The organism is Microbulbifer mixtoriginis (SeqCode), from assembly GCF_052468275.1.
This window is the reverse complement of the sequence record NZ_CP174341.1, coordinates 3,857,120-3,875,006: the sequence shown is the minus strand read 5'-3', so window position 1 is coordinate 3,875,006 and position 17,887 is coordinate 3,857,120. Positions and strand designations below refer to the sequence as shown.

General features: G+C 49.3%; 17 protein-coding genes and 2 tRNA genes. 12 read left to right on the top strand and 7 right to left on the bottom strand.

The annotated features are described in order from the left end of the window. Positions 1-74: 74 nt before the first annotated feature. The 11 genes from uvrB (at position 75) to ACJJIC_RS16935 (ending at position 10,349) form a co-directional block, all read left to right on the top strand. The gene (uvrB, locus tag ACJJIC_RS16985) at positions 75-2,081 is read left to right on the top strand and encodes an excinuclease ABC subunit UvrB (protein ID WP_445357488.1); all 2,007 of its coding nucleotides are present in this window, start codon (positions 75-77) and stop codon (positions 2,079-2,081) included. A 150-nt stretch (positions 2,082-2,231) separates the two neighbouring features. Beyond that, positions 2,232-2,308 (top strand) — tRNA-Val (locus ACJJIC_RS16980). A 107-nt stretch (positions 2,309-2,415) separates the two neighbouring features. After that, positions 2,416-4,344 carry a threonine--tRNA ligase gene (thrS, locus tag ACJJIC_RS16975; protein WP_252082365.1) on the top strand — a complete coding sequence of 643 codons (1,929 nt, stop codon included), beginning with the start codon at positions 2,416-2,418 and terminating at the stop codon, positions 4,342-4,344. A gap of 21 nt (positions 4,345-4,365) precedes the next feature. Further along, positions 4,366-4,911: a translation initiation factor IF-3 gene (gene infC / locus ACJJIC_RS16970; RefSeq protein WP_435583647.1), complete on the top strand. Its 546-nt coding sequence runs from the start codon at positions 4,366-4,368 to the stop codon at positions 4,909-4,911. A gap of 146 nt (positions 4,912-5,057) precedes the next feature. After that, positions 5,058-5,252 carry a 50S ribosomal protein L35 gene (gene rpmI / locus ACJJIC_RS16965; protein ID WP_020413351.1) on the top strand — a complete coding sequence of 65 codons (195 nt, stop codon included), beginning with the start codon at positions 5,058-5,060 and terminating at the stop codon, positions 5,250-5,252. Positions 5,253-5,288: 36 nt separating this feature from the next. Next, positions 5,289-5,648, top strand: coding sequence for a 50S ribosomal protein L20 (rplT, locus tag ACJJIC_RS16960; RefSeq protein WP_252082363.1), 360 nt, complete (start codon positions 5,289-5,291; stop codon positions 5,646-5,648). Positions 5,649-5,852: 204 nt separating this feature from the next. Beyond that, positions 5,853-6,866: a phenylalanine--tRNA ligase subunit alpha gene (pheS, locus tag ACJJIC_RS16955; RefSeq protein ID WP_252082361.1), complete on the top strand. Its 1,014-nt coding sequence runs from the start codon at positions 5,853-5,855 to the stop codon at positions 6,864-6,866. A gap of 131 nt (positions 6,867-6,997) precedes the next feature. Continuing rightward, a complete protein-coding gene (gene pheT / locus ACJJIC_RS16950) occupies positions 6,998-9,373 on the top strand; it encodes a phenylalanine--tRNA ligase subunit beta (protein WP_445357487.1) in 2,376 nt (791 codons plus the stop codon). A gap of 130 nt (positions 9,374-9,503) precedes the next feature. Next, positions 9,504-9,809, top strand: a complete 306-nt coding sequence (gene ihfA / locus ACJJIC_RS16945) for an integration host factor subunit alpha (protein ID WP_108733837.1) — start codon at positions 9,504-9,506, stop codon at positions 9,807-9,809. After that, positions 9,790-10,158 carry a MerR family transcriptional regulator gene (locus ACJJIC_RS16940; RefSeq protein WP_152452791.1) on the top strand — a complete coding sequence of 123 codons (369 nt, stop codon included), beginning with the start codon at positions 9,790-9,792 and terminating at the stop codon, positions 10,156-10,158. The genes ihfA and ACJJIC_RS16940 overlap by 20 nt, the downstream gene beginning before the upstream one ends. Positions 10,159-10,272: 114 nt before the next feature. Further along, positions 10,273-10,349, top strand: a tRNA-Pro gene (locus tag ACJJIC_RS16935). Positions 10,350-10,542: 193 nt separating this feature from the next. Here the strand turns inward: ACJJIC_RS16935 and ACJJIC_RS16930 are convergent. The 4 genes from ACJJIC_RS16930 to ACJJIC_RS16915 form a co-directional block, all read right to left on the bottom strand. Continuing rightward, complete coding sequence (locus ACJJIC_RS16930) at positions 10,543-11,187, bottom strand: STM2766 family helicase-associated protein (RefSeq protein ID WP_252082358.1); 645 nt, start codon at positions 11,185-11,187, stop codon at positions 10,543-10,545. Continuing rightward, entirely contained in the window at positions 11,184-13,166 is a 1,983-nt protein-coding gene (locus ACJJIC_RS16925) for an STM2767 family DEAD/DEAH box helicase (RefSeq protein WP_445357486.1), read from the bottom strand. The genes ACJJIC_RS16930 and ACJJIC_RS16925 overlap by 4 nt, the downstream gene beginning before the upstream one ends. Positions 13,167-13,315: 149 nt before the next feature. Then, on the bottom strand, positions 13,316-13,756 hold the full coding sequence (locus tag ACJJIC_RS16920) for a hypothetical protein (RefSeq protein ID WP_445357485.1): 441 nt from the start codon (positions 13,754-13,756) through the stop codon (positions 13,316-13,318). After that, positions 13,753-14,151, bottom strand: coding sequence for a hypothetical protein (locus ACJJIC_RS16915; RefSeq protein ID WP_252082354.1), 399 nt, complete (start codon positions 14,149-14,151; stop codon positions 13,753-13,755). The genes ACJJIC_RS16920 and ACJJIC_RS16915 overlap by 4 nt, the downstream gene beginning before the upstream one ends. 1,862 nt (positions 14,152-16,013) lie before the next feature. Between ACJJIC_RS16915 and csrA the strand changes: the two genes are divergently transcribed. After that, the gene (csrA, locus tag ACJJIC_RS16910) at positions 16,014-16,193 is read left to right on the top strand and encodes a carbon storage regulator CsrA (protein ID WP_444884303.1); all 180 of its coding nucleotides are present in this window, start codon (positions 16,014-16,016) and stop codon (positions 16,191-16,193) included. Positions 16,194-16,824: 631 nt separating this feature from the next. On the opposite strand, the gene ACJJIC_RS16905 is transcribed toward csrA, so the two are convergent. From ACJJIC_RS16905 to ACJJIC_RS16895, 3 genes are all read right to left on the bottom strand, one after another. Then, positions 16,825-16,950 carry a YtoQ family protein gene (locus tag ACJJIC_RS16905; RefSeq protein ID WP_445357484.1) on the bottom strand — a complete coding sequence of 42 codons (126 nt, stop codon included), beginning with the start codon at positions 16,948-16,950 and terminating at the stop codon, positions 16,825-16,827. 124 nt (positions 16,951-17,074) lie between these two features. Beyond that, a complete protein-coding gene (locus tag ACJJIC_RS16900) occupies positions 17,075-17,170 on the bottom strand; it encodes a hypothetical protein (protein WP_445357904.1) in 96 nt (31 codons plus the stop codon). 241 nt (positions 17,171-17,411) lie between these two features. After that, complete coding sequence (locus ACJJIC_RS16895) at positions 17,412-17,867, bottom strand: nuclear transport factor 2 family protein (protein WP_445357483.1); 456 nt, start codon at positions 17,865-17,867, stop codon at positions 17,412-17,414. Between the last annotated feature and the right edge of the window lie 20 nt (positions 17,868-17,887).

Sequence of the window (17,887 nt, the reverse complement as noted above, 5' to 3'; positions counted from 1 at the left end):
TTGTATTTGAGGGTGGTATGACGACAGCCTACAATCCGCTGTTGCATGAACGATTGAGTGGTTGAGGGAAGTGTATGGAGTCGCGACCTTTTAAGGTGGAATCTAAGTATCAGCCGGCCGGGGATCAGCCGCTGGCGATCGAGCAGTTATCCGAGGGCATAGATGACGGCTTGAGTCATCAAACACTGCTAGGGGTTACCGGCTCAGGTAAGACCTTCACGATGGCGAATATTATCGAGCGCTTGCAGCGCCCGGCGATAGTGATGGCTCACAACAAAACGTTGGCAGCTCAGCTCTATGGAGAGTTCAAAGAGTTTTTCCCCAAGAATGCCGTCGAATACTTTGTTTCTTATTATGACTACTATCAGCCCGAGGCCTATGTTCCCTCCTCGGATACTTTTATTGAGAAAGATGCATCGGTAAATGAGCACATTGAACAGATGCGCCTTTCCGCCACCAAGGCACTGATAGAGCGGCGTGATGTTGTGGTCGTTGCCACGGTATCGGCTATTTACGGTCTGGGTGATCCTGATAAATACCTAAAAATGGTATTGCACTTGGATCGCGGCGACCTGGTGGATCAGCGCACAATTTTACGCAGGTTGGCGGAGTTGCAATACACGCGCAATGATGCTGATTTCCGCCGCGCAACTTATCGTGTGCGCGGCGATATTATTGATATCTACCCGGCCGACTCCGATTTGGAGGCGGTACGCCTGTCTCTGTTTGATGAAGAGATTGAAGAGATCACCTTGTTTGACCCGCTTACTGGAGAGCAGTTTAAGAAAGTTCCTCGGGTTACCATCTTCCCCAAGAGTCACTACGTTACCCCGCGTGAGACCATTGTCAGCGCTATTGATGAAATCAAAGATGAGCTGCGAGTACGTCTGGAGCAGTTGCGCGGTAATAACAAGTTATTGGAGGCGCAAAGGTTGGAGCAGCGCACCCGCTACGACCTGGAAATGATGCAGGAGTTAGGATACTGCAATGGTGTGGAGAACTATTCCCGCTACCTCTCCGGCCGCAATGCTGGCCAGCCGCCCCCCACGCTATTTGACTACTTGCCAAACGATGCACTGCTATTTATCGATGAAAGCCACGTAACCGTGCCACAAATCGGCGGCATGTATCGCGGGGATAGATCGCGCAAAGAAACTTTGGTGGAGTATGGTTTTCGCCTGCCTTCTGCCCTGGACAATCGCCCCCTGAAATTTGAGGAGTGGGAGCACCTGGCCCCGCAAACAGTATTCGTTTCGGCAACACCGGGGCCCTATGAGGGCGACCATGCAGGGCAGGTGGTCGAGCAGGTGGTGCGGCCCACAGGGCTTGTTGATCCGGAAGTAGAAATCCGCCCGGCTCAGACCCAAGTTGATGATGCGCTCTCTGAAATTCACCGCTGCGCGGAAGCGGATCAGCGAGTGCTGATTACCGTGCTGACAAAGCGGATGGCAGAGGACCTGACTGAGTATCTGGCGGAGAATGGGGTGCGGGTACGCTACCTCCACTCCGATATTGATACTGTCGAGCGGGTGGAGATTATTCGCGATCTTCGTATCGGTGAGTTTGATGTGTTGGTGGGTATTAACTTGCTGCGAGAAGGGCTGGATATGCCTGAGGTGTCACTGGTGGCTATCTTCGATGCTGACAAGGAGGGCTTCCTGCGCTCTGATCGCTCCCTGATCCAGACTATTGGACGTGCGGCGCGCAACCTTGAGGGGCGGGCTATTTTATATGCGGACAAAGTAACCGGCTCCATGGAGCGCGCGCTGGAAGAGACCCGTCGTCGCCGGGAAAAACAGATTGCTTTCAATAAAGAGTATGGCATTACACCGAAAGGTATTCGCAAAAGCGTTGCGGATATTCTTGAGGGCGCTGTGGCGCCCGGTGTGCCCAAAAGTAAGCGTAAGGTGGCAGAAGGGAAGGGTACCTATAAGGTTGATGACAAACCGATGTCCGATAAGCAGCGCTGGGCGCGAGTTGCTGAGCTGGAGAACCAGATGTATGAGCACGCCAAAAATCTGGAGTTTGAATCTGCAGCGAAGCTGCGAGATGAGATTGCCCACCTGAAGGAGGTGGAATAGTTTAGTTGAGGGCGGCTTTTTCGGCTGCCCTCACCACCACGGCAACTTAAAAAAACTCTGCAAAAAGTTCAGTAAGTTGTTGAAAACACTGAAAAGCGGTGCTAAAGTTCGCGCTCTTCGCAGCACTGGGTTCCCCCGCTGCAGAGTTCTAGACCCGTAGCTCAGTTGGTTAGAGCGCTGCCTTGACATGGCAGAGGTCAGCGGTTCAAATCCGCTCGGGTCTACCATCTTCAAAAGGATGGTTACCCATCTGAATCAATAGTTCCATGAACCACTTCATGGATAGTTTCATGCGGTCTTTGGTAGGGATCGCCACTGAGAGAAAGGACAAACAATGCTCGTTGTTACTCTCCCCGATGGTTCTCGTCGAGAATTTTCCGCTCCGGTTTCCGTGCATGACGTTGCCGCAGATATCGGTCCTGGCTTGGCCAAGGCTGCACTTGCAGGCGTAGTCGACGGCAAAGAGGTTGATACCAGCTATGTCATCGATCGCGATGTCAATCTGGCCATCATCACCGACCGCCAGCCCGAAGGCCTGGAAGTCATTCGCCACTCCGCTGCACACTTACTGGCGCAAGCCGTTAAGCAGCTGTACCCGACGGCCCAGGTCACTATTGGCCCGGTTATCGAAGATGGCTTCTATTATGACTTTGCCTACGAGCGTCAGTTTACGCCGGAAGATCTCGAGAAGATCGAAGAGCGTATGGAAGTGCTGGCCAAGGAAGATATTACAGTCAGCCGCCGGCTAATGCCCCGTAAAGAAGCGGTGCAGTACTTCCGCGATATGGGTGAAGAGTACAAGGCCGAGATTATCGACAGCATCCCCAGCGACGAAGATATTTCTTTGTACCGCCAGGGCGATTTCGAAGATCTTTGTCGCGGCCCCCACGTGCCCTCCACTGGCAGACTGAAAGCGTTCAAGCTGACCAAGGTGGCTGGTGCTTACTGGCGCGGCGATTCAAGCAACGAGATGTTGACCCGTGTTTACGGCACCGCCTGGGCCAACAAGAAAGAATTAAAAGCTTACCTGCGTCGCATTGAAGAGGCAGAGAAGCGCGACCACCGCAAGCTGGCCAAGAAATACGATCTCTTCCATATCCAGGAAGAGGCACCCGGTATGGTGTTCTGGCACCCAAATGGCTGGACTATTTACAGTACTGTCGAGCAGTACATGCGCCGCCGTCAGCGCGAGTTTGGTTACAAAGAAATCAAGACTCCGCAGCTGGTGGATTTCAGCCTGTGGCAGAAGTCTGGTCACGCGGACAAGTTTGCCGATGACATGTTTACGCTTACCAGTGAAGAGCGTCAGTTTGCCATCAAGCCGATGAACTGCCCCTGTCACGTACAGGTGTTCAATCAAGGTCTGCGCAGTTATCGCGACCTGCCGCTGCGTTTGGCGGAGTTTGGCTCCTGCCACCGTAGTGAACCTTCCGGTTCCCTGCACGGTCTGATGCGCGTGCGCGGCTTCGTACAGGATGATGGCCATATCTTCTGTAGTGAAGATCAGATCCAGTCAGAGGTTTCTGACTTTATGGATCTGCTGCACTCCGTGTACAAAGACTTCGGCTTTAATGATGTTATTTACCGTCTCTCCACTCGCCCGGAGAAGCGTGTAGGTTCTGATGAGAGCTGGGACAAGGCAGAGAAAGCCCTGGCCGATGCGCTGGATGCCGCGGGCCTGCCGTGGGAAGAGTTGCCAGGTGAAGGCGCCTTCTACGGACCCAAGATCGAATTCTCCCTGAAAGACTGTCTCGGCCGGGTATGGCAGTGCGGTACCATTCAGGTGGACTTCTCTATGCCGGGCCGTCTGGATGCGCAATATGTCGCCGAAGATGGTTCGCGTCAGTCCCCGGTGATGTTGCACCGTGCAGCCTTGGGTTCCTTCGAGCGCTTTATCGGAATTCTGATCGAGCATTACGAAGGCGCGTTCCCCACCTGGCTGGCACCACAGCAGGTGGCGATCATGAATATTACCGATCGTCAGGCCGATTACTGTCGTGACTTGGAGGCCCGCCTTGGTTCGCTGCAATACCGCGCCAGTGCTGACTTGAGAAACGAGAAGATCGGCTTTAAAATCCGCGAGCACACGCTCCAGCGTGTCCCTTATCTGCTGGTCATTGGCGATAAGGAAGTAGAGAGCCAGACGGTTGCCGTGCGCACCCGCAGCGGTGAGGATCTGGGAAGCATGACTTATGAGTCTTTCCTTGAGATTCTCGAGCAGGACGTCAGTCGCCGCGGCCGTTTGTCCGAAGATAATGCATAACAACTTGGCAACTGGGAGACCATAGCTATTAAACGAGACACTAAGGGACGGTCCAAAAAGGCCCGCATAAACGATCAGATTGAAGCGTCAGAAATCCGCCTGATTGGCGCTGATGGCGAACAGGTAGGCATTGTCTCCCTGAATGAAGCGCTGGAAGCTGCACAGCAGGCTAGCTTGGATCTCGTTGAAATTGCCCCGGACTCCACGCCGATAGTCTGTAAGATCATGGACTACGGCAAGCACGTATTCGAAGCTAAGAAAGCTAAGAATGCCGCCAAGAAGAAGCAGAAGCAGCAGCAGATCAAGGAAATGAAATTCCGCCCGGGCACCGATATCGGTGACTACCAGATCAAGCTGCGCAACCTCATCCGCTTCCTGGAGGCGGGTGACAAGGCCAAAGTATCCCTGCGCTTCCGTGGTCGTGAAATGGCTCACCAGGAGCTGGGTATGGAAATGATGCAGCGCATCGAAAAAGACCTGGAAGAGCTGGCTATTGTAGAGCAGCGACCCAAAATGGAAGGTCGCCAGATGCTGATGGTTCTCGCTCCCAGCAAAAAGAAAAAGTGAGGTTTGGGGAAGCGATTCCCGGAACCTCCTTTGAGAAGTGATTGGGCGACGGCTGCCTCCTCACTCTCACCGTGCCGATGGCTCAGGTTGTCGGCAGATACTAAAGGTGCCTGTTATGCAGGCGAATATTCACTTTGGAGTACAAAATGCCGAAAGCAAAGACTCACAGTGGCGCTGCCAAGCGCTTCAAGAAGACGGCTGCGGGCTATAAGCACAAGCACGCTAACAAGAGCCACATCCTCACCAAGATGACCACCAAGCGTAAGCGTCAGCTGCGTGGCACCCAGACTATGAACAAGTCTGATGCCGGTCTGGTCGATCGTATGCTGCGCGCCAAGTAATTGGCCCAAATCGCAAAGGTTTAAGAGGATAGAGTTATGGCCCGTGTAAAACGTGGTGTAGAGGCGCGTCGTCGTCACAAGAAGATTCTGAAGCAGGCTAAAGGTTACTACGGTGCGCGTTCACGCGTATTCCGCGTTGCCAAGCAGGCAGTTATTAAAGCTGGTCAGTACGCATACCGTGACCGTCGCGTTAAGAAGCGTAACTTCCGCGCTCTGTGGATTACCCGTATTAACGCCCAGTCCCGTGCAGAAGGCCTGAGCTACAGCCGCCTGATCGCAGGTCTTAAGAAAGCGGAAATCGCACTGGATCGCCGTGTACTGGCTGATCTGGCTGTTTACGATAAAGCCGCTTTTGCTGCCGTAGTTGAAAAAGCTAAGGCAGCCCTGGCAGCGTAAGCTGTCACTTCAGTTGTAAAACTGAATACTTAAAATAGGGAAGGGCTGTAGCGGCCCTTCCCTATTTTTTTATGGGGTTTCCGCTATTTTTTACCGGTGGCGGTGCCAGGGGAACCCCCGCGGTGCAAATGCACCGGTTAAAACAAGCACAAAACTAGGGCCAATCGGCCTCAATCGAAGTTGGATTCAAACGGGAACAGTTCGATGCAAGATTTGCAGTCCCTCACCGAGCAGGCAATGGAGCTGGTGGAGAAGGCCGATGGCCTCGCCGCACTGGATCAGGTGCGTGTTGATTACCTGGGCAAAAAGGGCCAGCTGACGGCACTGCTGAAAGGCCTGGGCAAGCTGTCTGCTGAGGAGCGCCCGGCTGCGGGTGCCAAGATCAATGAAGCCAAGCAGCAGGTGCAGGAAAAAATTAATGCGCGCCGCACTATGCTGGAGCAAGCAGCCATCAATGCCAAGCTGGCTGAAGAGACCATTGATGTCACCCTGCCAGGGCGTGGTGAAGAGCAGGGCAATGCTCACCCCATCACCCGCACCTTAAAGCGTGTAGAAGATTTCTTTGCGGGCATCGGATTTACAGTTGAGAACGGCCCGGAAGTCGAGCAGGACTACTACAACTTCGAAGCCCTGAATATTCCCGCGCACCACCCAGCGCGCGCGATGCACGACACTTTCTACGTGGACCCCACCACCGTACTGAGAACACACACCTCTTCCGTGCAGATTCGCACCATGGAGAAAAAGTCTCCACCGCTGCGCATTATCTGCCCCGGCCGCGTATACCGTTGCGACTCCGATGTGACCCACTCGCCCATGTTCCACCAGGTAGAAGGCCTGGTAATCGGTGAGAACATCAGCTTTGCGCATCTGAAAGGCACCATCGACCAATTCCTGCGTGCTTTCTTCGAAGCGGAAGTGCCAGTGCGTTTCCGTCCGTCTTATTTCCCTTTCACCGAGCCGTCTGCAGAAGCGGATATCCAGTGCACCGCCTGTGGTGGTGAAGGTTGCCGCGTATGTTCCGGCACCGGCTGGCTGGAAATTCTCGGCTGCGGCATGGTGCACCCGAACGTGTTTGCCGCCTGCGATATCGACAGTGAAAAATACTCCGGCTTTGCCTTCGGTATTGGTATCGAGCGCCTCGCCATGCTGCGTTACGGCGTTAACGATCTGCGCTTGTTCTTCGACAACGATCTGCGCTTCTTGAAACAGTTCTAGCCCAGTGAGAGCGCGAATGGCCGAGGCGGTTCGCAGTAGCAATCGAATTGTGGAGGCCCGGGTGGCGAAATAAATACCCCGGGCGAAATGCGCACCAAGTTGCGCTGACGGAATACAGAAAGAGATCAACTATGAAAATCAGCAACTCCTGGTTGCGGGAATGGGTAAACCCGAAACTCACCACACAGGAACTGGCCGATCAAATCACCATGGCCGGTCTGGAAGTGGATGGCATAGAAAAAGTAGCGGGTGAATTTTCCGGAGTGGTTGTGGGTGAGATTGTCGCCTGTGAACAGCACCCGGATGCCGACAAACTGCGCGTGTGTAAAGTGGCCGGCCACCCCGACGGTGAAATGCAGGTGGTGTGCGGTGCCCCCAATGCGCGCATCGGAATCAAAATTCCTTTTGCCCTGGTAGGCGCCAAATTGCCGGGCGATTTTAAAATCAAAAAAGCCAAGCTGCGCGGTGTAGAGAGCTTCGGTATGCTCTGCGCACAAACCGAACTGGAGCTAGGCGAAGACAACGACGGTATCTGGGAGCTGCCGGAAGGCGCACCCACCGGTACCGATCTGCGTGAATACTTGCAGCTCGATGACGAAACCATCGAAGTGGATCTCACCCCGAACCGTTCCGACTGCCTCGGTGTTGCCGGTATTGCTCGCGAAGTGGGCGTACTGAATCGCTGCGCTGTTGAAGGCCCGGAAGTTGCCTCGGTACCCCAGCAAATCGATGAGAGCCTGCCCGTATCCCTGCTAGCCGAAGCCGCCTGCCCGCGCTACGTAGGTCGTGTCATTCGCAATATCGATATCAAAGCGGTAACACCTCTGTGGATGCAAGAGCGCCTGCGTCGCAGCGGCCTGCGCAGTATCGATCCGGTAGTGGACGTTACCAACTACGTACTGCTGGAACTGGGCCAGCCCATGCATGCCTTCGACCTGGAGAAACTCTCCGGCGGTATCAAGGTGCGTATGGCAGAAGCCGGCGAAGAGCTGACCCTGCTGGACGGCCAGGAAGTGAAGCTACAGGAAGGCACCCTGGTGATCGCCGACGAAGAGAAGCCTCTGGCCATGGCCGGTATTATGGGTGGCTTGGATTCATCCGTTACCGAAGGTACCCAACATATCTTCCTAGAGAGCGCCTTCTTCAGTCCGCTGGCGATTGCCGGTAAAGCCCGCTCCTACGGTCTTCACACCGATTCCTCTCACCGCTTTGAACGCGGCGTGGATTATCACCTGCAAGAGAAAGCGGTTGAGCGTGCTACCCAACTGCTACTGGATATCGTTGGTGGTGAGCCAGGCCCGGTACACGTGCGCGAGCTGACCGAAACCATGCCCGCCGAGCGCCATATTACCCTTCGCCGTGCCAAGGTGGAGTTGGGCCTGGGTATCAAACTGGCCGATGACGAAATCGTCGATATTCTTACTCGCCTGGGCCTGGAAAAAATCGACCAGAACGACGAAGGTTGGACCTTCCTCGCCCCCAGCTTCCGTTTCGATATCGCCATCGAAGCCGATCTGCTGGAAGAGCTGGCCCGTGTTTACGGCTACAACCGTATCCCTAGCGAAAGCTTTACCGCCGAGCTGGAAATTGCCCCGCGCCCGGAGAGCACCATTGCCCAGGACAATCTGGAGCAGACCTTACTGAGCCGCGGCTACTACGAAGCGATCACTTTCAGCTTTATCGATAGCGACAGCGCCGCGCTGTTTGACCCGGAAGCCGACCCGGTGGCTCTGCAAAACCCGATCAGCGCAGAGCTGGCGGTGATGCGTACTACCTTATTGCCGGGCCTGTGCAAAGCCTTGCAGTACAACCTCAATCGCCAACAAAACCGCGTGCGCCTGTTTGAAACCGGCCTGCGCTTTGTACCTGGCGCGGAGCTGCACCAGGAGCAGATGATCGCTGGTCTCGCCTACGGTAACCGCTTTGCGGAAAACTGGACGGGCAGCAAAGACAGCGTGGATTTCTACGACGTGAAAGCCGACGTGGAAGCCCTGCTGGCTCGCACCGGTGTCGCCGATGAATTCCGCTTTGTTGCCGGCCAACACTCCGCACTGCACCCGGGCCAAACCGCCAAGATTATGCGCGGCGACCGCGAAGTAGGGGTTATCGGTGCCCTGCACCCGCAGCTGCAGAAGAAGCTGGATCTGGCCAAGCCGGCCTTCGTATTCGAACTCAGCCTGGAAGCCATCGGCCAGGGTAAAGCCCCTGCGTTCCGCCCGCTGTCCAAGTTCCCGGAAGTGCGCCGCGACCTGGCCCTGTTGATCGACGCGGATGTTCCCGCCGCCAATCTGGTAGAGGCCGCCACCGAGGCCGCCGGTGAAACCTTGACGGACCTCAAGATATTTGACGTCTACCAGGGCAAAGGTATTGATTTAAATAGAAAAAGTGTCGCTTTGGGGTTGACGTTTCAGCATTCGTCGCGCACCCTTAATGACGAAGAAATCAATGCCGCTGTAGATGCGGTGGTCGGTAAATTAGAAGAAAAATATAACGCTAGTCTGCGCTAACAGGGCATGATGCTCTCGGTGTGCAGACTGAATTGCACCCCGAGAGCGTCTGCTTCCGGGTTGAAAGCCGCCGCGGTTTGGGCCGCTTCCGATCTGGAGTCGACGCCTCTGAATCAATTGGTAGGATCCAATGACAGAGGCACTGACCAAGGCCGGGCTCGCCGAGAAGTTGTACGAGGAGCTGGGCTTTAATAAGCGCGAAGCAAAAGAGATCGTCGAGTATTTCTTCGAGGAAATCCGCAATGCGCTGGAAAGCAACGAGCAGGTCAAGCTCTCGGGCTTTGGCAATTTCGACTTGCGTGACAAAAGCCAGCGCCCCGGTCGCAACCCCAAGACCGGCGAAGAAATCCCCATCTCAGCCCGCAGGGTAGTCACCTTCAAACCAGGGCAAAAACTCAAGACACGAGTAGAGGAACATGCTGGAACCGAGCAATAATGCTCAGCTACCTGCAATCCCCGGTAAGCGCTATTTCACCATTGGTGAAGTGAGCGAGCTTTGTGCCGTGAAGCCCCATGTACTGCGCTACTGGGAGCAGGAATTCCCACAGCTGAAGCCCGTTAAACGCCGCGGCAACCGCCGTTACTACCAGCACCAGGACGTTATTATGGTGCGCCAGATTCGTGCGCTACTCTATGAAGAGGGCTATACCATTGGAGGAGCCCGCCAGCAGATAGAGACCGGTAGTGAAAGGGCAGAAGTGGTGCAACTTCAACAGGTACTGCCGGAAGTGATAGCGGAACTCAAAGATGTAGTGGCCCTGCTGGATGGGAGAAAGAATTTCTAAAAAACTGTAAACCTGGGCTTGCAATCCAGCCGCACTCAGGTATGATTCACGCCACATCGAGACACGATGTCTTTAAAAATCAATCACTTAGCGAAGTGAGCGATTTTTCAAAATCGGAGCGTAGCGCAGCCTGGTAGCGCACCACACTGGGGGTGTGGTGGTCGTCGGTTCAAATCCGGCCGCTCCGACCATATATATCGTTGCCTGGCAACGGCCAAGAAACCCGCTTTTTAGCGGGTTTTTTTGTGGGTGGGATTTAAGTTCAGTTGTGCAAGATTGGGGTTTCCGAGTGGATGGTTGCATGTGAAGGCAAGCTAAACGTTAGGGTATTGGTGCGTGTGCTGTTGTTGGGGTGCTGGATCAAGCTGTGAGGCGAATAAAAAGTTATTCAGTCAGATATCTTTTGGGACGACTGGAATCAAACAGTGAGTGGAAGCAATCAATGTCAGCAGCACTTTTTATCCCTATTTTCACAGATGAAGAATTTTTATAGAAAAAATCAAAATGATATCGGGGGTGGATATTGCCATCTTCACGGTCGGGGTCGTCATCAAAGCGAAGGTAGCCGTGGTCTTCCATTAGAAGTGCTATATATGCGTCATAATAGTGGGTAGCGTCAGGTATTTCCAGGCCAAAGGATTCATGAATTGAGTGCACAATGTCGTCGTAAGAAAAGCACTCGTCTCGCGACGTTAAAATAGCATTGCGCATTATTGAAATGAATTGGCCATCGACTTCGGTCCCGGCCTTATCAAAATTGAATGAAATGTGCTCTCCATGATCAATTATCTGAAAAGGAATTGACATCGAGAAATAGCCATCACTTTTACTGATTAAAGCGCGACTGAAGCTGCCGGAAAATATGACAAAGTCGAAATCAGCCTCGTGATGGCTGCTCAAGCACGTTGGGCAAGTATTTACAATTTCCGCAATCTGTAAGATGTTACGTAAGTTATCGAACGCATCCCGGACAGCAATAAACCCTCGCATTCTATAATCTGGGACGTTCTTGAAGTAAAAGGCACTCATAGGTTTCGATGCCTTTCATACTCTAGATTTAGAATCCCATCGAGATATTCTTTGGAGTAATCACTGTCTCCAATCATGTTAGTTACTCGACTGATAAGTTTGCCAATTAGCCGAGGAGAGGCTCCTTTTTCTACACCGAATTGGCGGATAGAGTCTTCAAGTGATTCTGCTTCATCCAAGACGAAGAGATCTTTCTGTGCTTCAATTTCTCCGGCAGACGGTATTCTAAGGTCCATGTAATTTTTTTCTGACATGAAGTCTAAACCGGTGCGTACCTGTTCTACTACGTTATTGTCAGAGTTGGCTCCTAAAATCAAATGGCTTTCTAAGAATGAGCGAGCCATCATCGTATATAGAGCGTTTCGAAAGGCTGGGCGCTGGTTTAGATTTTGAGCGAAGCAGATAACAAAAGGAAATTCCAATCCTTTTGCATTGTTGATGTTTGAGATAAAAAATTTATCAGGGTCGCTCATTTTTGTTTCGAAGGAAACGTTGGCGTCCCAATTAAATTTGTTTTTTACCGCTAATTTTAGTTCTGGTATTACATTGTATATATAGTTACTTCTGTCCAAGAATATGACAGCAATATCACCTTGCCTTACAGATGGGTGCCGAAGCTTGATCCCATTAACCACCTCTAGCAGGCTTTCCGAAATTGCTTTGCCTGCATTTAGAGTCTGGATTGTTGTGCTTTTGAAGTCATTGGGTATGTCCTCAAAGCGTCTCAAGGGGTCTCGAGAAACATGAGCGCGATTTCCGTGCTTGGAGTAGCGATAACCGCATGAATCCCACTCACCGGGTTTTAGCCATCTCAATACTGGAGTCTCAAAAAGCCCCATTCCCAATGCATGAGAAAACATAAGGTTCTTGGGGTCTGTTCGGTAGCATTTTTTCAAGACCATATCTGCGCGATTAACTCGGTCATCAATGGGCTGGAAAATGTTTTGAAAAACATCCCCGGCTACAAAAACTTTTTTCTCTGTTACTAGTTCACATAGATCGATGAAACTATCAGGAAAATCTTGGCTTTCATCAATAAACACGTAATCAAATATGTAAGTTTTTTCTCCAGGAATTTTCCTGATATCGTCGATTGCCCGTTTGCAGAGACTTTCAAATGTTCCTGATTGTAAATTGCCGAATGCGATCTCATATTGGTAGCATATATACCTATACATTCCAGATAAAGGATCTTTCGCGCTTCCCCAAGAGTGAAAGCAAAATAGCTTGTCTGTCCATTCAATCTGACGATCGACGCGCATGAAATCAAAAAAATCTGGAATCCTGCTTCTCATTGACGCTGCAAGTACTTTGTTGAAGCAAGTAAATGCAATTCTTGCTTGGTCGTCTCTCGAATAAATTTCTTTTATTTTGTGTAGGAGGAGCTCGGTTTTTCCCGATCCTGCTAGCCCCTGGATTACAAATTTTTTGTTTGACCCTGTGCGAAAAACAAAGCTAGTTTGATCAGTGTCGAATAGAATGATTTTTGATTTTACAGAGCTGAGTAGATCCTTGGCTTCTAAGTCAATTTTTGAAATGTCATTAATACTACCTACAACCAGAGAGGTGATTAAGTCTACCAATCTTGTATCAGAAGTTTTTTCTACGGTCAATTCTGAAAAGTCAATATCCTTATTAGGGTTGTTAGAGAATATTGACAGCCAATGCTTTTTTCGCCCAATTTTTTCACGGTATTTAAATTTTTCGGACAAGTAAGATATATCTTCAATGAAGTCATCAATATAATCTTCGAAGGCATCCTGGTCATTTCCCATATTTACAAAACATGGTTTCATTCCGGATGAGAATATAACTATGGCGTTGTCATAATCGTAGGTAGCATCCTCTTTTGATAGAGGTCTATGAAGTACATAAGTTTGCTTTCTTGTTGTTTCGGCATGAGTTGCGATTTTTTCCATCAATCCACTGCCGTTGACTAACTCTTGAGCTTCGGGTGCACAGAAGCAATAACCAGCCATTTTGAGATTCTCCGCTAGGTTTTCGTGTTATCTACACTGCAGCTGAACAAAAGGCATAGGCTTGCTCAGGACTACAAATGAGAACTTCTTTCAAACTAAGAATTTTTGAGTGCGTATCATGACAGAACTAGCAATGTGCTGTTAATTTTTCAATTTTTGCAAGCTACGTTAAGCATCTTTTCTTGAATCAATTTGAAAATCATTTTCTTTATTCCTTCGTTTAAAAAAAGTGACTTAGAATATAGAAAACCTTTATTCATTCTTCCAATATTCACTCGGCCTGTATTTTCAGTAAATTCTTCTAGTTTTAGATCGAGTGTAATTCTGTTGTTTGAAATAATATTTTGACGAATTCTTCTCCAGCGAACCTCAGGCAGTTCTCTACTTAAATCATCAAGAATGAAGTACATCTTATGATTACTAAATGCTAACCAAGAGCGCTGTGTGGATGTCTTGAAAATCAGCAGTAATGTTACTTCCTTGATGTTTTCAGATGAATGGTCGAAGTATTCGCTCGACTTTAGTACTTTTAAAATTCGAGTTTGGCTTGCGAACTTGCGTGCACCAAGCAGCAGTTGAGATAGCTTCATTCGGTATCTCCAGGGAAACTTTCAATTTCTTCTCTTTCTTCATGTTGGTCTAGCGAACTAATTATTCTAGGTAGGATCAGGGGCCAACTTATACCGATGGTAATGCAGGCAGCACGATTAAGCTGCAGGATGCCAAAGGCTGCACCGACGAAACCTCCTAGGCCTGCGCCCAGCCCCCATAGTAGAATAAGCCATACAATGTTGGGTCCACGATAAATTAGCTTTAGTACACTGTCTCGGCCCGAGAGGTGCATAAGCCAGTCAAGTAGCACAACCAGAAACCCCATTGTTGCCGATGAAAGGGCAAATAAAGCAAGTGGATAATGGGTACCGTCAACTAATTTACCCTCATTCGATAGCAGGAGAGAGGCCACTCCTCCAAACAGCTGTTCCATAGCTTTCCTTCGTTATCATGGCTCTAGAGCCAAATTGATTTGCTGATACTAGGCGTCGACCAAGGTATCAATTAATGGGGCAAGTGGTTACTGAACAGGAAAGATGTATGCTTCAAAGTTTGATCAGTAGCAATCTCTAAATGATAACATTATTTGGCGCATATATAATCAGTCTCTTAAGGTACCCACATAGTTAGTGACAGAAATCCAAGGGAAGGCGCTTGCTCATCCTGGTGCTTTAGTTTTTGCGCCGCTATTCACACAACCAGCAGCTGGCCTAAATGTCCATTCGTGAGAGGAAGTAATGACTTGTGATCCGCCTGGAGCAGAAGTTTGCTCAAATTTTGAGCTATTTATCCATATTTGCTAATGCCCCTCGTAACGACGTGTAGTGCTCATAACGGGAGGCTGGCTAGGGGTTCAGTGAAGATTTCTCTGATCTCTTGGTCTGCAGCCTCGATGAGTCCTTTCAATAGCTCACTATCTATTGAGCCTAAAACGGCTTCGGCAGACTAACTATGGGCAAGCCTACGAAGTTACCGTTGGGTCGCAGATCTGCAATAATTCGGGGCACCCTAGGATTGGAGAGAGGTGTCAGTTACGTAACAAGTATCAGTTCTGGAGGCTCTTCATCCGTAAAGGATGTGAAATGCTGGGAGTTTGTGTTCAGACTTTGGAAAAGTTTGTTTTGGATAGGAAATTGGCAATCACGGCGTTGAGTGTTTGGAGTGGGGCTAGATTAGCAGGGGGTAGCTGAGAGGTAGTGCCGGCAGTTGCCTATGCCGTGTACCCAACGTTTATTGAACTGGCTGTAAGCTTGTTGCATAGCCACCACTGATCCCATCAAGCATCGAAAGCCGTTTCCAAAAATTCAGTTGAATCAAAATGTACTTAGTGTCTTCAGGCGTCTTGGTGATATTGGCACGGATAGGAGTAAGGCCCACAAGTGCCACTAAGGCGGTAAGGGCGTTTTATTTCAGTAAAGCCTGGAATTTCAAATGACCTCACCAGCGGCTACTTGTACGGTTGGTTTTAATCCAAAATAACCAAGCAATAGCACTAGTGTGGAGAGGTGACTTGCAAGATGGTAACTCCACGCTGAACTCAATATTTATCCCTACAGCGGAATCCCGCTCTTCCAATATTTAACAAAGGAGTGCGGATACGAGTATAAAACTAATGAGTCAATTAAATCATTAGTGGACTTTCACATTCCCCGGTTTAGCCTTTAGTTAGCCATGTGATTGAGAATATTGCTCTTTAATTTTTTAAGAAAAGCATGGGGTTAATTTCAATGTGAATTGAGTTTTCCAATGGTTAATTGATATTTCCTCAGTCGAAAATAACTAAAAATATAGGCGCAGAAATATTCTTATTAGAATTTATTCAGTTTGTTTCAACCCCAAAGCTGGGTAAAATCAATTGATACTCTTGGTATTTTTGCAGTAATAGAGTGGGCCGCTTAAAAAGACTTCAGAAATTCAAAAAATTTTGAAAGCTGCGTGAGAGCCGAGAATTTTATAAAAAACCCATCCCCTCAAAGGAGAACGGTAGCGTGACGTAAGAGTAAGTAAAAGGCGCTGACCCAAGGTGCTACCAACACCCGGGGCCAGCTAACCAAATTGATAGGATAAGTATCAAGATGGCTATATGGATAATACGCTAGAAACCCGCTCGTCTTCAATAAAGTGGAGTACATTCAGCAGCTTGGGGCCTATTCCCAATCTCTGGAACCCTAGCGCCCGCCTTTTCCTCTTCTCTGCCTACCGCCCCCGCGCACCACCCAACATTTCCTCCAAATATTAAGCCCAAGCTTCCCCACCTGGGAGGCGCCCAAACTTTGACCATCGAGGGAAATGTGTATGTTGATTTTAAAGCGACGGATAGGTGAAAACTTAAGGATTGGAGCAAATGTCTCCGTCACAGTGCTGGAGGTTAAAGGTAATCAAGTGAAGATAGGTATAAGTGCACCCAGGTCATTGCCCATCCACCGTGAAGAAATCTATGTGCGGATCAAAAAGCAGCTGAAAGCGAAGGCCTGAAAGCGCTTAAAGCGGCAGCCAGGAGGGATAATCTTGCCTCTCTGGTGCACCCTTATTGAAAAGACTAGAGGAGTGATGCCGGCAATCGTCCCTTGTTATTTAGCGAAGTGAACTAGTAGCCAAATTGGGCCCCAGATTACCAGACAAAAATAGCCGATGAACCCAGTAGAAAAAAGTCAAAGCGATCCAGCGTGCTACTGCATACGCTTGTTTGGGATTTTAAATTTCCACAATGAAAGATTAAGCTAGTGATAGATGATCCTGAGCGCATCGCAGGCAGTATATATTTCCTCATCAAATTTGGTGAGCTTGATTTGCAAGGAGTTGTTACTCATATAAGCAGTGCATGAGCCACATTATTTAATTTTCCCTGGCAGACTGGCACGATGCCCCCTCCATCAACTTCGGAGAAAAGCTCTCAATCCAAGTGCGCCAATGTTCGTAATCACAATCTAAACTACAGCCAGTTCCTCTATTGGTACCGCAAGCTATCTGAACAAACTTCGGTGACTATTATCCTGACTTTGCTCCCGTGAATATCAGGTTCCCCCACAGTCATTACGGGAAATCTGGGTCTATTGGATTCTCTAATGGCATAAAGCTGAAGTTGATACCCGTGTAGTGAGTCAACCTAGTCAAGTGTTTGTGCCCAGGCTTGAGCGGCACCATCAACCTCTTTTAACGCAGGTACCAGGGATTGATTATGCAGAGGGATATGGGATTTACCAAGCGCTACGCAGCATCCAGCATCGAACACTGCATTCCATTTATTATATCTTCACCAAAGCGAATAATAGGCAGGCCACAATTTTAAATGTGGTGTTTAATCCGTATCGCGTTGACCTAGGCAGACTTATGATCTCGACAGAAGGAGTTAGCTTCTACGCCAGGACCATAGCCAGCTGCATCACTGCATAGTGATTGGTCACCGCAGAGAAGAAAAAGATTTCCAGTCCCTGCTTATTGCAGCCTTCAATTATCTGGGCTCTCCAGTCAGAGTGGTTTTCTCTAGAGAGATATACTTTCAGTTTTTAGTTTAGTTACTTAATAGTGGTAAACAATAGAGTTTGATACTTAGTAAATGACTTACAGTAGGAATTTGACTTGAGAGGAGGGGGCTATTGATTGAGTCAATTAGGATATATCAATGCGTCATTAGCGCTGAAGTATAAGACCAAAATCCCTTTTGGCTCTTACTTATTGGTGGTTAAGGTAGCCTTATGGCTTAAACACCACATTTTCTGGCACTTTTCCAGATGACAGTCTTGTAGAGTGCAATTGTGAGATGAGCCACTTTCCTTTCACTTTCTTTAGAATAGCGCTTTCGAGCCAATAAACATCCTGGCTCTCATTCTTTTTAGCAAAATTGGCCTTATTCCAATAGTTGATTGTGACTAGGTCTGGCTTCTCATCAAAGTCAATAATGCTAAAGTAATTAGTTCTAACAGTATCTGATGGCTTTGCTACCTTAATTAGATCTTCAATCGTCCATACTTCACCATGTTCGAGCAAGAGAAAAGATTCAGTTACGGTGCCTCTCATACGCTCATGGTCTACATCGGATAGGTAATTTAGAAGGTTCTCGATAGTTTTGAATGCTTCAGGCTTCTCTTGTGCCTGCGCGTTATCGATTGTCAAAACAAACAACATCAATGTAAAAACAATATTTCGCATAAGTTATTTTCCTGGTTTTT

Bases quoted from the DNA above. Each gene is read 5' to 3' on its own strand.
- uvrB (WP_445357488.1), top strand. From the start codon at position 75: ATGGAGTCGCGACCTTTTAAGGTGGAATCTAAGTATCAGCCGGCCGGG.
- thrS (WP_252082365.1), top strand. From the start codon at position 2,416: ATGCTCGTTGTTACTCTCCCCGATGGTTCTCGTCGAGAATTTTCCGCT.
- rpmI (WP_020413351.1), top strand. From the start codon at position 5,058: ATGCCGAAAGCAAAGACTCACAGTGGCGCTGCCAAGCGCTTCAAGAAG.
- rplT (WP_252082363.1), top strand. From the start codon at position 5,289: ATGGCCCGTGTAAAACGTGGTGTAGAGGCGCGTCGTCGTCACAAGAAG.
- pheS (WP_252082361.1), top strand. From the start codon at position 5,853: ATGCAAGATTTGCAGTCCCTCACCGAGCAGGCAATGGAGCTGGTGGAG.
- pheT (WP_445357487.1), top strand. From the start codon at position 6,998: ATGAAAATCAGCAACTCCTGGTTGCGGGAATGGGTAAACCCGAAACTC.
- ihfA (WP_108733837.1), top strand. From the start codon at position 9,504: ATGACAGAGGCACTGACCAAGGCCGGGCTCGCCGAGAAGTTGTACGAG.
- ACJJIC_RS16940 (WP_152452791.1), top strand. From the start codon at position 9,790: ATGCTGGAACCGAGCAATAATGCTCAGCTACCTGCAATCCCCGGTAAG.
- ACJJIC_RS16930 (WP_252082358.1), bottom strand. From the start codon at position 11,187: ATGAGTGCCTTTTACTTCAAGAACGTCCCAGATTATAGAATGCGAGGG.
- ACJJIC_RS16925 (WP_445357486.1), bottom strand. From the start codon at position 13,166: ATGGCTGGTTATTGCTTCTGTGCACCCGAAGCTCAAGAGTTAGTCAAC.
- ACJJIC_RS16920 (WP_445357485.1), bottom strand. From the start codon at position 13,756: ATGAAGCTATCTCAACTGCTGCTTGGTGCACGCAAGTTCGCAAGCCAA.
- ACJJIC_RS16915 (WP_252082354.1), bottom strand. From the start codon at position 14,151: ATGGAACAGCTGTTTGGAGGAGTGGCCTCTCTCCTGCTATCGAATGAG.
- csrA (WP_444884303.1), top strand. From the start codon at position 16,014: ATGTTGATTTTAAAGCGACGGATAGGTGAAAACTTAAGGATTGGAGCA.
- ACJJIC_RS16895 (WP_445357483.1), bottom strand. From the start codon at position 17,867: ATGCGAAATATTGTTTTTACATTGATGTTGTTTGTTTTGACAATCGAT.